The following is a 13,719-nucleotide window of genomic DNA, read 5'->3' on the forward strand; positions in this document are numbered from 1 at the left end:
GTGCGGTTCGACATGGTTCACTCCCGGGTGTCGGAGACGCTCCGGATCATCATGCGGCCCCACCCTGCGGATGCGCCAGAGGCCGGCCCGACGATCCGGACCGGCCTCTGAACTGTGCGTATGTCGGCGTCAGCCGCGCGAGTACACCACGCGCGGGCCGCCCGAGGTCGACGCACCGGAGCCGCTGCCGGTGCCGCGACCGCTGCCACCGCGACGGCGACGCTGGCCGGAGCCGGCGGCCGGAGCGGCCGTTGCGGGGGCGCCACCGCGGCCACGGCCTCGGCCACGTCCGCCGCCGCCACCGCCGCCACCGTTGGTGGGCTGAGCAGGCGGGGCCACGTACTTCACGGGCGCGGCGACCTCGCCGACGAGGCGCGTGAGCGTCGCGTCACCGGGGAAGACAGGCTTCGGCGTCGCGGTGATCTTGGCGGCACGCGTGAGCTGGCGGACGTCGCCGCGCTGCTCGGGCAGGACGATCGTGACGACGTCGCCACCCGACCCGGCACGCGCGGTGCGGCCGGAGCGGTGCAGGTACGCCTTGTGCTCGGCCGGCGGGTCGACGTGCACGACGAGCTCGATGTCGTCGACGTGGATGCCACGCGCGGCGATGTCGGTGGCGACGAGCACGCGGACCGCACCGGAGGAGAACGCCTCGAGGTTCCGCTCGCGGGCGCCCTGCGCCAGGTTGCCGTGCAGGTCCACGGCCGGGATGCCGTCCATGGTCAGCTGCTTGGCCAGCTTCTTCGCCTGGTGCTTGGTGCGCATGAACAGCACGCGGCGTCCGGTGCCGGAGGCGAGGTGGTGGACGACCTGCTTCTTGGCGTCGGCGTCGCGGACCTCGAACAGGTGGTGGGTCATCGCGGCGACGGGGGACTCGGCGCTGTCCACGGAGTGCTCGACGGGCGAGGTCAGGTACCGCTTGACCAGCTGGTCGACACCCTTGTCCAGGGTGGCCGAGAAGAGCAGGCGCTGGCCGGCCTTCGGGGTCTTGTCCATGATCCGCTTCACGCCGGGCAGGAAGCCGAGGTCGGCCATGTGGTCGGCCTCGTCGAGCACGGTGATCTGCACGTCGTCGAGCGTGAGGGCCTTCTGGTTGAGCAGGTCCTCGAGCCGGCCGGGGCAGGCGATGACGATGTCGATGCCGCCGTTGAGGGCGGAGGTCTGCTTGCCCTGCGACACGCCGCCGAAGATCACGGTCGTGTTGAGGCCGAGCACCTTGGCCAGCGGCGCGATGGTCGCGTCGATCTGCGACGCGAGCTCGCGCGTCGGGGCCAGGACGAGGGCGCGGGGGCGGCGGGGCGCCTTGCCCTTGCCGGCGGTGGCGGCGAGCCGCACGACGAGCGGCAGGGCGAACGCGAGCGTCTTTCCGGAGCCCGTGCGGCCGCGGCCGAGGACGTCGCGGCCGGCCAGCGAGTCGGGCAGCGTGGCGGTCTGGATGGGGAAGGGGGCGGTGATGCCCTGTGCGGTGAGCGCTGCCGTGAGGGCAGCGGGCACGCCAAGATCGGTGAACGACGTCATAGAGAAAGAGCCTCTCGGGGCTTGGTCGGGGTCCGCCGCCAGAGCAACCAGAGCGGGTGCTCCGGGGGACCTCCACGACGCGGGGCGCGCAGGTTCGCGCAGCCCTTGGTGCGCCTACCCTCTCACACGGGATGCCGGGACGTGGCTCGCGGTGGTGAGCGTCACAAGGCACGATCGGTGGCAGACACCCTGCTGACGAGGAGGAACGCCCCCGCATGACCGCTCCTGTGATCGCCTCCGCGCACGACCTGGTGAAGGTCTACGGCGCGGGCGCGACCGCCGTCCGGGCGCTCGACGGGGTGGACGTCGACCTGGTCCGCGGGGAGCTGACCGCGATCATGGGGCCGTCCGGCTCCGGCAAGTCGACGCTCATGCACTGCCTCGCGGGGCTGGACCGACCGACGTCCGGGACGGTGGTGGTCGACGGCCAGACGGTGAGCAGCATGTCGGAGCGGAAGCTGACGGCGCTGCGCCGGACGAGGATCGGGTTCGTCTTCCAGGCGTACAACCTGGTGCCCACGCTGACGGCTCTGGAGAACATCACCCTGCCGCTCGACATCGCCCGGCGGCACGTCGACCGCGCCCACCTCGACCTCGTGGTGGAGACGCTCGGGCTCACCGACCGGCTCGGGCACAAGCCGAACGAGCTGTCCGGGGGGCAGCAGCAGCGGGTGGCGTGCGCGCGGGCACTCGTCGCCCGGCCGGCGGTGGTGTTCGCGGACGAGCCCACCGGCAACCTGGACAGCACGTCCGCGGCGGAGGTGCTCGGGTTCCTGCGCAGCAGCGTCGACGAGCTCGGGCAGTCCGTGGTGATGGTCACGCACGACCCCACGTCGGCCGGCTACGCCCACCGGGTGCTGTTCCTGGCGGACGGGCGGCTGGTGGGCGAGCTGCGGGACCCGACGGCGGAGACGGTGCTGGCCGCTCTGACGGCGATCCGCGTCGGAACGCCCTGATGGTTCGCGTCGCGCTGCGCGGGGTGCGCGCGCACCTCGTGCGGTTCTGCCTGTCGGTGCTCGCGGTCGCGCTCGGGGTGGCGTTCGTCGCGGGGACGTTCGCGCTGCGCACGATGCTGAGCTCCACGTTCACCGACATCGTCGCGACGACGACGCTCGGCGACGCCTACGTCCGCGGCTCGGAGGCGGCCGGGGGAACGGGCGGGCCGGACCGGATCAGCCCGGAGGTGCGCAACCCGGTGCCGCTGACCCTGGTGGACGAGCTCGAGGCGGTCGACGGGGTGGCCGCGGTGCTCCCCGACGTGCAGGGACCGCTCGTCCTCGTCGGCGCCGACGGCACCGCGGTGCAGAGCACGCAGGCGCCGAGCTTCGCGTTCTCCTACGACCCGCGGGACCCGGCCGTGGACGTGGTCGCCGGGCGGGCGCCCGCCGACGCCGACGAGATCGGGGTGGAGTCGGCGTCGCTGGCCGCGTCGGGGCTGGCGATCGGTGACGCGACGAGCGTGGTCGTCGGCGGTGAGGTCCGCCCGGTCACGGTCGTCGGCGAGATGGGGCTCGGTGCCGCCCTGGCCGGTGCCACCGTCGTCTTCCTCGACCCGGAGACAGCCGAGGCCGCGTTCGCGCCGGACGGCACGGTCGCCACCATCTCCGTGCTCGCGGACGACGGGCTGACCGAGCAGCAGCTGGTGGACCAGCTCGCTCCCGTCCTGGCCGAGTCGGGCGTCCCGGCGGAGGCGGTCACCGGGGACGAGGTGCGCGAGCAGTCCACCGAGAACATCCTCACGGTCCTCGGGTTCATCACGACGTTCCTGCTGGTCTTCGCGGGGATCTCGCTGTTCGTCGGCGGCTTCATCATCGCCAACACGTTCTCCATGTGGGTCCGGCAGCGGACGCGCGAGCTCGCACTGCTCCGGGCGGTCGGCGCGTCGCCGCTGCAGGTGTTCACCTCGATCGTGCTGCAGGCCGCGATCGTCGGCGTGGTGGGCGCGGTCCTCGGCGTGGCCGGCGGCCTCGGCCTGGTCGTCGTGCTCCGCGGGGTGCTCGGCCGGTTCGGCATGGAGCTCACCGGCCGGGTGCCGCTCGACGGGTTCACGCTTGTGGTCTCGGTGCTGGTCGGCACCCTGGTGAGCGTGCTCGCCGCGGCGCTGCCCGCCCGGCGGGCGGCGCTGGTGCCGCCCGTCGAGGCGTTGCGCGACGAGGTCCTCCTGCCCGAGCGCTCCCTGACCCGACGGGCCGTCGTGGGGATCGCGCTGGTGGTGCTGGGCGTCGCCGCGGTCGTCGTCGCGCTGCTGGACCCGACCGCGGACCACGCCGGAGCGGTGCTCGGGATCGGCGCTGGCGCGGTGGTCCTGGGGGTGCTCGCCGCGTCGCCGGTGCTGGCGCGCGGGTTCCTGCGGGTGGCGGCCCTCCCGTTCGCCGCCTGGCGCCCGGTGGGTCCGCTGGCGCGGGGCAACGTCACCCGCAACCCCCGGCGCACGGCGAACACCGCGGGCGCCCTGATGATCGGGATGGCCCTCGTGGGTGCCGCCGCCGTGATCGCGGCCACCACCCAGGCGTCGACCAGCGCCATCGTCACGCAGGAGGCCACCACCGACTACATCCTGCGCGGGGCCGCCCAGGGCACGGTGCCGGAGCAGGCCGTCGTCGCCGTCCGGGCGCTGCCCGACGTGCGGGCGGCCGACACGTTCGCGACCGCCAACGTGCTCGTCGGCGACTCCGCCTTCGCGATCACCGGCATCGACCCCGACGCGGTCGGCCGCAGCATCCGGACCGAGGTGGTCGAGGGCGACTTCCCCGCCGCGCTCGCGGTCGGCGAGGTCGCCGTGCAGCGGACCACGATGGACGACGAGGACTGGTCGCTCGGGCAGGAGCTGGACCTCGTCGGCTCGTCGGGCGCGGAGACGCTCACGATCGGCGCCGTCATCGACTCGCCCGCGTTCGGGGTGCCGTTCGTCGTGTCGCAGGACGTGCTCGACCCGCTCTTCCCGCCCGACGAGCAGCGCGTGACCACGGTCTTCGTCACGGCGGCCGACGGGGCCGACGTCACGGCGCTGCGCGACGAGCTCACCGCGGCGGTCCGCCCGTACGTGGTCGTCTCGGTGATGGACAGCGAGGAGTTCGTCTCGGACCTGGCCGCACAGGTGGACCGGGTGCTCGTGATCCTCTACGCGCTGCTCGGGCTGTCCGTCGTCATCGCCGTGCTCGGCATCGTGAACACGCTCGCCCTGTCCGTGATCGAGCGCACCCGCGAGATCGGGCTGCTCCGCGCGGTCGGCCTGGGCCGGCTCCAGCTGGGGACCACGATCACGCTGGAGTCGGTGCTCACGGCCGTGTTCGGCACCACCGTCGGGCTGGTGCTGGGGGTCGCGCTCGCCGCGACGCTGCCGACGGTGTTCGCGGACGTGGGCCTGCGGACGCTCGCGATCCCGTGGACGAGCCTCGCGCTGATGCTCGCGCTCGCGGTGGTGGTCGGGGTCGTCGCGGCGCTGTGGCCGGCGGTCAGAGCGGCGCGCCTGCCGGTCCTGGACGCGGTGAGCACGGAATGACAAGGCCACGCCCGATGTGCAGATCAATGATGACCTCGGCGGATACCCTCGGAGGGTGAGCGACACGGGGTACGGCGACTTCGAGTTCGAGCGTCGCTTCTGGGCGGGTGACGTGCCCGCGGACCTGCTCGACGCCTCCCCGGCCCTGATCGTCCAGAGCTACGTCCTGGCCGACGCCGGCTTCGCCATCCGCGTCCGCGTGCAGGCCACCGTCGAGGGGCTCGTGCTGGAGCCCGGGCTCGACGAGCTGGCGATCCTCGACCGGTACGCCGACCAGATGGACTTCTGCGCGATCACCGTCAAGGGGCCCATGAACGAGGGCACCCGCTACGAGGCAGAGCGCGAGCTCGACGTCTCGGTCGGCATCGAGCTGGTCCGGCGCGGCGGCGCCCGCGTGGCCAAGACCCGCCACTCGGTCTGGCTGGGCGACGACGGCTGGGTGGTCGACACGTTCGCGGGCGGCAACGCGCCGCTGATGATCGCCGAGGTGGAACGCGGCGGCCCGGTCACCGACCTGACCATCCCCGACTTCTGCGTCACCGAGGTGACCTCGGACCCGCGGTTCTCCAACGACGCGCTGGCGGGCACGCCCTACGGGACGTGGTCCGCCGCGTACGAGGCCGAGCTGGCCACGCGCGGTCCACGGTTCCTGGAGAGCCTCGGGCACAACCACCGCGCGGGCGATCCCAGCGACTAGCCCATCCAGCGGCGGTGCCCCGGGTCTGCCGCGCGTCGCAGCGGCTTCGCGGCAGCGTCCTGGGCCGCCTCCCCGGCCCTCTGCTCCAGGGCGTGCAGCCGGCCGTACGTGAAGGTGCTCTCCCCATCGAGCTCGGCCTGGTGGGCGAGCCGGCGCAGCGTCTCCTGCCGGGTCACGGCGTCGTGCTGCGCCCCGAGGACCTCCTGCACGCGGTGCGCCCGCTTCGCGCTGCGCCGCGCAGGCGCTCCGACGCTCGCTGCCGCCACCTCGCTGGCGTACCGGGCGCGTCGCGCCGCCTTGCGGACCTCGTGCAAGGCCTCGTCACGCTCCTCCCCGGCAGCGGCTGCCGCGGCGACCTCCAGCGCACGATCGAGACGGTCCCACGCTCGGTGGGCGCGGCGAGGGAGGACCGCGGTGGCCTTGCGGGAGGCCTTCGGGCCTGGTGGCAGGTCCTGCGCCAGGGTCGCGACGAGCTCCGCGAACCGCGCCGACGCCAGCCACGCGTCCACCCGGTCCTGCGCGAGGAGGCGGGCGGCGGAGCGGTCCTCGTCGATCCGCTGCTCGATCGGGCCGACGACGAGTCCGGGGTCCTCGTGCGCGAGCCGGCGCCGCAGCGCGTGGCCCTCGACGTAGGCGTCCCGGGCGGTGCCGAGCACGTGCCCGAGCTCGGCCAGCTCGTCGCGCACCGGATCGGTGACCTCGCGATCCAGCACCGGTCGGTACACCGACAGGGCCGCGCGCAGCCGTCGGGTGGCCACCCGGGCGTCGTGCACGGCGTCGTCGTCCCCGTCCCGCACCCCGGGGACCGCGGCGAGCAGCCGCTCGGTCTGGGTGGAGACGTACGCCTGCACGACCTCGCCCGCGGATCCCATCTGTCGAGCCTGTCACGCCGCCCGGCGTCCCGCGAGCAGCCCCGCGTCACTCTCGCGAGCCGCTCGCCAGGCGGTCCGTCCCGTGAGTCCCTCGTATGCTGACGGTCGTTCGCGACCAGGAGGTAGACCCGTGCCGATGGGCCGACGACGTGCTGCGGTCGTCGCAGCCCTGCTCGTCGTGGTCGCCCTCGCCGGGTGCACCGATGACGGGGGAGCGGTCGAGCCCTCGGCGACGACGGCCACGCCCACACCGACACCCACGCCGACGCCGACCCCGGTGTCCGCGCAGGTCGGAGCACCTGCCGAGGCCGCGACGGTCCTCCCGGCGGCCACCCCGCAGGACGCGGCGCTCGAGGCATCCCGTGCCGTCTTCCTGACTGCTCCCGTCGTGGTCGTCGCGCCGACCGACGACGTCGCCGCGCAGCTCACCGCCGCCTCGGCGGCCGTGGCGCTCGGCGCCCCCGTCCTGCTGATCGGGCCCGCGACCGATCCTGCTCCGCTCCTCGCCGAGCTGGTCCGGCTCGACGCCGAGGCGGTGCTCGCGGTCGGGGCGGTCACCCTGACGCCGCCGAGCGCCGTCACCGTCGTGCCCGTGCCGGCCGGCGCGGGCGCTGATGCGCTGCGCGCAGCGACCGGGGCGCGGTTCGGGGCACCCACCGAGGTGACCGCCGGACAGGAGGCCGGCACGGTCCGCGCGCTCACCGGGCCGCGACCGGCGGTGCTCGTCGTCCCCGGTGCGATCCCCACCCCGACGTCGAGCGCTCCGACGGCGTCCGGGACCCCGTCGCCGACGCCGTCGCTGCCAGGGGCGCGCCCGCCGGCGGCCGTCGTCGGCACCGTCGCGCTCACCGGCGTCGGCGTCGACCCGCTCGCCGCGCTCGCGACGCTCCGGGCAGCCGGGGTGCCGGTGCTCGACGCCCCCGGTGGCGACCCGCGCGCCACGACGCCCGGGGTCCAGGCGATCGCGGCGGCCGCGCCGGAGCACACGATCGCGCTCGGGGCTGCGTTCGGACCGCCGGACCAGCTCGCCCGCCGGGTGGCCACCGCGTCGACCGGGGTGCTCCTGGGTGGCGGCGGGCAGCTGGTGTTCCCGCAGGTCCCGGGCGTGCCAGGGAAGAAGTACGTCGCCCTCTACGGCACGCCGGGCTCGGCGGCGCTCGGCGTGCTCGGGGAGCAGGACGTGCCCGCGACGCTGGCTCGCGCCGACGCGACCGCGGCGCCGTACCGGACCCTCACCACGGACGCCGTCGTGCCTGCCGTGGAGATCATCGCGACGATCGCCTCAGCGGGACCGGGCGACGACGGCAACTACTCCGACGAGCGGCCCGTCGAGGCGCTGCGTCCGTTGGTGGAGGCCGCAGGAGCGGCGGGCATGGCGGTCGTCCTCGACCTGCAGCCCGGCCGCACGGACTTCCTCACGCAGGCGCAGCAGTACGCCGACCTGCTGGCGCTCCCGTACGTCGGGCTCGCGCTCGACCCCGAGTGGCGGCTGGCCCCCGACCAGGTGCACCTGCGCCAGATCGGCTCCGTCGGCATCGACGAGGTCAACGGCGTCTCGGCCTGGCTCGCGGACTTCACGGCGCAGCGTGCCCTGCCGCAGAAGATGCTCGTCCTGCACCAGTTCGCGGGTCGGATGATCCAGGACCGCGCCCGGCTCGACGTCTCCCGCGACGAGCTGGCGATCGTGATCCACGTCGACGGCCAGGGCTCGCAGCCGGCCAAGGCGGGCACCTGGAACGCGCTGCGCACGGACGCGCCGCCCGTGCACTGGGGGTGGAAGAACTTCTTCGACGAGGACGTCCCCATGCTGGACCCGACGCAGACGTACCAGGTCCAGCCGGTGCCGGACCTGGTCAGCTACCAGTAGTGCTGCCACCGGTTCCGCGTTCCACCAGGAAGGTCCGGCCGCGCGCGTCGACGACCCGGTCGAACTGCTGCTGGAGCTCGGTGTCGCGGGCCACCTCGTCGTCGGTCAGCACCTTGCGGGGGCCGCGGATGTTGCCCACCTGCGCGGGGCCCAGGTACGTCAGCCACCACTCGGTCATGTCACGGCGCTGCTTCTTCGGCACGAGCACTCCTCGGTAGTTCGTGCCCTAACTATATGCACACGACGTAAGATCGCGGACATGGACGATCCGCTCGCCGTCGAGGCCCAGGTCTGCCTGACCATGTCCGCCGCGGCCCGCAGCCTGGTCGCGTTCTACCGTCCGCTGCTCGAGCCGCTCGGGCTGACGCACCCGCAGTACCTCGCGATGCTCGCCCTCTGGCAGTACGGGCGGCTGTCGCTCAAGGACCTCGCCGCGCTGCTCCACCTCGAGCCGGCCACGGCGTCGCCGCTGGTCAAGCGGCTGGAGTCCATGGGGCTCGTCCGGCGCGAGCGGGCCGCCGACGACGAGCGCGCGCTCGACATCGTCGTCACCGACGCCGGCCGGGCGATGCGCGCTTCCGCCGTCGGGATCCCCGGCGCGATGGTGGACGGCCTCGGCCTGACGCCCGAGCAGATCGAGCAGATCCGCAGCGCGGCGGAGCTCCTGATCGCTGCGGCCGCCCCTACGGCCTGAGCATCTGCTGCACGGCCCAGCGGTTGCCGTCGGGGTCCGCGAAGAACGTGAACCGACCCCACGGGAAGTCGACCACGGGCTCCGCGGCGACTCCGCGCCCGACCAGGACTGCGTAGACGGCGTCCGCGTCGTCGACGACGACCTGCAGGCCCTGCTGCGTGCCCGGCGCCATCGAGGTCATGTTCACGTCGAGCACGATCGAGCAGGCCGAGCCCGGGGGAGTGAGCTGCACGAACCGCAGGTTCTCGTCGACCGGGATGTCGTGGTCGGCGACGAAGCCGACCTGGTCGACGTAGAACGCCTTCGCGCGGTCGATGTCGGTCACGGGAACGGAGACGAGCTCGAGCTTCATGTCCATCGGAGATCTCCTCGGTGGGGGTGTTCGACCAGCATCCGCGCCGAACAGGTCAGATCCTGTCCGCTTCTCGAACCGGCCCACATGGCCGATCCTCCGTAGGCTCGACTCCATGACGCACCCCATCCGCATCGGAGTCCAGCTCCAGCCGCAGCACGCCGACTACGCCCAGATCCGCGACGCCGTGCGCCGCGCCGAGGACCTCGGTGTCGACATCATCTTCAACTGGGACCACTTCTTCCCGCTCAGCGGAGACCCGGACGGCAAGCACTTCGAGTGCTGGACGATGCTCGGCGCCTGGGCGGAGCAGACCAGCCGTGTGCAGATCGGTGCGCTGGTGACCTGCAACTCCTACCGGAACCCCGAGCTGCTGGCGGACATGGCCCGCACGGTCGACCACATCAGCGGTGGCCGCCTGATCCTCGGCATCGGAGCGGGCTGGTTCGAGAAGGACTACGACCAGTTCGGCTACGAGTTCGGCACGGCGGGCTCGCGGATCGCGGACCTGGCGCAGGCGATGCCGCGCATCACGGCCCGCTGGGCGGCGTCCAACCCGGTGCCGACCCGGCAGATCCCCGTGATGATCGGTGGCGGCGGCGAGCGCAAGACCCTGCGGGTCGTCGCGGAGCACGCCGACCTGTGGCACTCGTTCGGTGACGTCCACACGCTGGTCCGCAAGAGCGCGATCCTCGACGAGCACGGCGCCGCCGTCGGTCGGGACACGGCTGGGCTGGTCGAGCGGTCCGTCGGCGTCGGGGCGCCCCCGAGCGAGGTCGCCGACGCGCTCGTCGCCGCCGGGGTCACGCTCTTCACGGTCGGCACGAGCGGGCCGGACTACGACCTGTCGCTGGCGGCCGAGTGGGTCGCCTGGCGCGACGCGCAGGGCTGACCCGGCCTGACCGGGTCGGCCCCGCATAGGCTCGGGTGCGATGAGCGACCCGAGCAGCCCCGAGGTGCGCGCCGAGCGACGGTGGTGGCCACGGGTCCTCCTGCTGGTCGCCGCCGTGCTCGTCGCGCTCACCTTCGGGATCACGACGGCGTCGGTCGAGAGCAGCCTCGGACCGCACGAGGCCAGGTACGACGTCACCACCGACGACACGGTGACCATCGACCTGGGCCCGCTCGGCACGCTCCAGATCGACTCGCCGCTGCCCCTGACGCTCGGCGTCCGGGTGACGGTGCAGGAGATCCCGGCGTCGGTCACCGAGCTGGACCAGGCGCGCACCCTGGCCGCGCTCAGCGGCGACCTGCAGAGCTACCTGCAGTTCTTCTCCGGTCCGCAGGCGACGATCCAGGACGTGGCGCGGGCTCTCGGCGCCGACGCGCTCGAACGGACCGTGCTGGCGCTCGCGCTGCTGGTCGGTGGGTGGTACCTCGTGCGCTTCCTGGTCGGCGCGGCCCGGCGGGCGGAACTGCACGACCGGGTGCGGCCGCACCTGCGGTCCGTCGTCGTCGCGATCGTCGTCGTCGGGCTCGTGGGCACCGTCCTGACGTCGAGCATCGGGCGGCGCGACCGGCCGTCGGTGTCGCAGCGTGCGTCGACGGTGTTCGACGGCACGCCGCTCGAAGGCGCTCGGGTGACGGGCCGGCTCGGCGGTGTCATCGACACCTACGGCGGGCAGGTCATCGCCGAGCTGCGCAAGAACGAGCAGTTCTACGCGAAGGCGAACACGTCGCTGCAGGTCGCCTGGGACGAGCGGCAGGAGCTCCTCACCTCCCGCCCGGAGCCCACCAGCAGCGGGAGCCCGTCGCCTGAGGCGAGCGAGCCGGAGGACGACGCGGACCTGGTCACGGTCGTCGTCGTGTCCGACCTGCACTGCAACGTGGGGATGGCGCCCCTGATCCGCACGGTCGTGGAGGCCTCGGAGGCCGACCTCGTCCTCGACGCCGGGGACACGACGATCAACGGGACCTCGGTCGAGCAGTACTGCGTGACGACCTTCGCGCGCGCGGTGCCCGCCGGCGTGGAGCTGGTGACGTCGCCGGGCAACCACGACTCCGCCGAGACGTCGAAGAACTACGCCCGGGCCGGGGCCACCGTGCTGGACGGCGCCGTGGTCGAGGTGGCCGGCCTGCGCATCCTGGGCGACAGCGACCCGAACGCGACACGGGTCGGAGCCGGTGGCACGGCCCAGGCGGGCAAGGAGTCCTCGGCCGAGGAGGCGCAGCGCCTCGCCGACGTCGCGTGCGACGACGACGACGGAGTCGACCTGCTTCTCATCCACTCCCCGGCGGTCGGCGAGCCGACCTTGCAGAGCGGCTGCGCGCCGGCCCAGATCTCGGGCCACCTGCACCGCCGGTACGGTCCCGAGCGGGTGGACGACGCCGTCCGTTACATCAGCTCGAGCACCGCCGGTGCGACGCTCGGCCAGCCCACCGTCGGACCGCTGAACGGTGTCGCCGAGATGACCGTGCTGCGCTGGAATCCCGACCTCCGACGGTTCGTCGACTACCAGCTGATCCAGGTGCGACCGGACGCCACCGCGACCGTCTCGCCACGCCTCACGTGGCCGGCCGCTCTTCCACCCTCGGTCGGCGGTCCTTCACCCGTGTGATCTGCGCCACCCTGACCTAGGGTGGAAGAGCGACCCCACCTGGGCTGTCAGGTCGGGCCGTGCAAGGGGGTGGGTAGGTGGCCCGGGGAGCCGAGTCGTGAACGGCCGGGGGCGGGACGCGAAGGCGCGTCCCGTCGTTCGCGCCGCGCTGGTCAGCGCCTGCGTGCTCGTCGGCACCGTCGTGCTCGCCCCGTCGGCGCTCGCGTCGTCCGGTGAGGCTGAGCTCCGCCCCGGCGAGACTCTGCAGTCGGGGGAGGGCCTCGTCTCGGCGGACGGGACGCAGACCCTGGTGGTTCAGCCCGACGGGATGCTCGCGCTGTTCGGCGCCGAACCCGATCCCCGGTGGGTGTCCGGTCCCGCGGTGCCCGGGTCGTCGCTGGTGGTCGCCGAGAGCGGCGACGTGACCCTGACCGCCCCCGGCGGCACCGTCAGCTGGCGCCCGGACGCGCCGGCGACCATCGGGTCGCGACTCGTCCTGCAGGACGACGGCGACCTCGTCGTGCTCGACCCGCAGGGCTCGCGGGTGTGGGAGTCCGGCACGGCCGTCCGGCCCTCGATCCTGTCGTCGGGCGGCGTCCTGGAGCCCGGCGACGCCCTGTCCTCGCCCGACGGACGCCAAACGCTCCTCGTGCTCGACGACGGGGACGTCGCCCTGCTCGGCCCGGACGCCACGACCCGGTGGTCGACGGGCACCGACGAGCCGGGCGCCAGCCTGACCCTGCGCGAGGACGGCGACCTCGTCGTCACCGACGCCGACGGCGATCGCGTCTGGCGCAGCCGGACCGCCGGGAACCCCGGCTCGTCGCTCGTCCTGCAGGACGACGGTGACCTCGTCCTCTACGACGCCACCGGGACGGCGGTGTGGAGCACCGAGACGGTGATCGGCCCGTCCTCCCTGGTCAGCGGCGTCCCGATGGCAGTCGGCGGAGAGCTCAGCTCGCCGGACGGGCACTTGCACCTGCGGCTGGTGGCCGACGGGCTCGTGCTCGAGTACGACGACACGGTCGTGTGGACCGCGGACGCGCCCGGCGCGGCGGGCCTGGCAGTCCAGGACGACGGGAACGTGGTCGTGACCGGTGCGGACGGTGCAGCCCTGTGGGCGAGCGCGACCCCGGGCAACCCGGGAGCGACCCTCCTGCTCGAGGAGGGTGCGCTGCTGCTGCACGCAGCGACGGGCCAGGAGCTGTGGCGCGTCGACGTGCCGGCCGACGTGATGGTGCGCCACCAGGTGGCGACGGACTGCGACGACGTCACCGCGCCGGTCCCGCAGGAGGACACCGTGGTCACCGCGCAGGGCGTGCGCGTCCACCCGTGCCTCGCCGACGCGCTCGACTCGCTGATGACCACCGCGCAGGCCGACGGCATCGACCTGCGCGCCTGGGGCTGGCGCAGCTCCAGCCAGCAGATCGCGCTGCGCGCCGCCAACTGCAGCCCCACCGAGGCGGACCCGACCGTCGTCGCGTGCCGACCGCAGACCGCGCCGCCGGGCACGTCCCGCCACGAGCGCGGCCTCGCGCTCGACTTCACGGTGGACGGAAAGGTCCTGCGCGCCGGGTCGCCCGCGTACCTGTGGCTGACCCAGAACGCGGCCGCCTACGGGCTGGAGAACCTGCCGGGCGAGCCGTGGCACTGGAGCGTCGACGGCTGGTGAGCGCCCTA

At 73.6% G+C, this 13,719-nt stretch carries 12 protein-coding genes; 8 read left to right on the forward strand and 4 right to left on the reverse strand.

Annotated features, from left to right (window positions below):
* Positions 1-129 precede the first annotated feature (129 nt).
* Positions 130-1,518, reverse strand: a complete 1,389-nt coding sequence (locus tag J2X26_RS08630) for a DEAD/DEAH box helicase (protein WP_307491458.1) — start codon at positions 1,516-1,518, stop codon at positions 130-132.
* A gap of 215 nt (positions 1,519-1,733) precedes the next feature.
* Here J2X26_RS08630 and J2X26_RS08635 point away from each other — a divergent pair, with 215 nt between their 5' ends.
* From J2X26_RS08635 to J2X26_RS08645, 3 genes are read left to right on the forward strand one after another with little or no spacing between them, the layout of a single operon-like run.
* Positions 1,734-2,474 (forward strand): ABC transporter ATP-binding protein, encoded by a 741-nt coding sequence (locus J2X26_RS08635; protein WP_307491461.1) that lies wholly within the window; start codon positions 1,734-1,736, stop codon positions 2,472-2,474.
* Complete coding sequence (locus J2X26_RS08640) at positions 2,474-5,020, forward strand: ABC transporter permease (RefSeq protein ID WP_307491462.1); 2,547 nt, start codon at positions 2,474-2,476, stop codon at positions 5,018-5,020. Before J2X26_RS08635 ends, J2X26_RS08640 begins: the two co-directional genes overlap by 1 nt.
* A gap of 55 nt (positions 5,021-5,075) precedes the next feature.
* The gene (locus J2X26_RS08645) at positions 5,076-5,717 is read left to right on the forward strand and encodes a hypothetical protein (protein WP_307491463.1); all 642 of its coding nucleotides are present in this window, start codon (positions 5,076-5,078) and stop codon (positions 5,715-5,717) included.
* Here the strand turns inward: J2X26_RS08645 and J2X26_RS08650 are convergent.
* Positions 5,714-6,589: a CHAD domain-containing protein gene (locus J2X26_RS08650; protein WP_307491464.1), complete on the reverse strand. Its 876-nt coding sequence runs from the start codon at positions 6,587-6,589 to the stop codon at positions 5,714-5,716. The two genes, J2X26_RS08645 and J2X26_RS08650, sit on opposite strands and share 4 nt — an antisense overlap.
* A gap of 136 nt (positions 6,590-6,725) precedes the next feature.
* Here J2X26_RS08650 and J2X26_RS08655 point away from each other — a divergent pair, with 136 nt between their 5' ends.
* Complete coding sequence (locus tag J2X26_RS08655; protein ID WP_307491465.1) at positions 6,726-8,456, forward strand: hypothetical protein; 1,731 nt, start codon at positions 6,726-6,728, stop codon at positions 8,454-8,456.
* Here the strand turns inward: J2X26_RS08655 and J2X26_RS08660 are convergent.
* On the reverse strand, positions 8,443-8,658 hold the full coding sequence (locus J2X26_RS08660) for a hypothetical protein (RefSeq protein ID WP_307491467.1): 216 nt from the start codon (positions 8,656-8,658) through the stop codon (positions 8,443-8,445). The two genes, J2X26_RS08655 and J2X26_RS08660, sit on opposite strands and share 14 nt — an antisense overlap.
* A 57-nt stretch (positions 8,659-8,715) precedes the next feature.
* Between J2X26_RS08660 and J2X26_RS08665 the strand changes: the two genes are divergently transcribed.
* On the forward strand, positions 8,716-9,150 hold the full coding sequence (locus J2X26_RS08665) for a MarR family winged helix-turn-helix transcriptional regulator (RefSeq protein ID WP_307491468.1): 435 nt from the start codon (positions 8,716-8,718) through the stop codon (positions 9,148-9,150).
* Here J2X26_RS08665 and J2X26_RS08670 read toward each other — a convergent pair.
* On the reverse strand, positions 9,140-9,508 hold the full coding sequence (locus J2X26_RS08670; protein WP_307491470.1) for a VOC family protein: 369 nt from the start codon (positions 9,506-9,508) through the stop codon (positions 9,140-9,142). The two genes, J2X26_RS08665 and J2X26_RS08670, sit on opposite strands and share 11 nt — an antisense overlap.
* Positions 9,509-9,617: 109 nt before the next feature.
* On the opposite strand from J2X26_RS08670, the gene J2X26_RS08675 reads away from it, so the two are divergent.
* The 3 genes from J2X26_RS08675 (at position 9,618) to J2X26_RS08685 (ending at position 13,711) form a co-directional block, all read left to right on the forward strand.
* On the forward strand, positions 9,618-10,394 hold the full coding sequence (locus J2X26_RS08675) for an LLM class F420-dependent oxidoreductase (RefSeq protein WP_307491471.1): 777 nt from the start codon (positions 9,618-9,620) through the stop codon (positions 10,392-10,394).
* Between the two features lie 40 nt (positions 10,395-10,434).
* Positions 10,435-12,060: a metallophosphoesterase family protein gene (locus J2X26_RS08680; RefSeq protein ID WP_307491473.1), complete on the forward strand. Its 1,626-nt coding sequence runs from the start codon at positions 10,435-10,437 to the stop codon at positions 12,058-12,060.
* Between the two features lie 97 nt (positions 12,061-12,157).
* The gene (locus J2X26_RS08685) at positions 12,158-13,711 is read left to right on the forward strand and encodes a D-alanyl-D-alanine carboxypeptidase family protein (protein WP_307491474.1); all 1,554 of its coding nucleotides are present in this window, start codon (positions 12,158-12,160) and stop codon (positions 13,709-13,711) included.
* Positions 13,712-13,719: the final 8 nt, after the last annotated feature.

The sequence above is a fragment of the Cellulomonas humilata genome (assembly GCF_030814415.1).
GTDB lineage: Bacteria > Actinomycetota > Actinomycetes > Actinomycetales > Cellulomonadaceae > Cellulomonas > Cellulomonas humilata_A.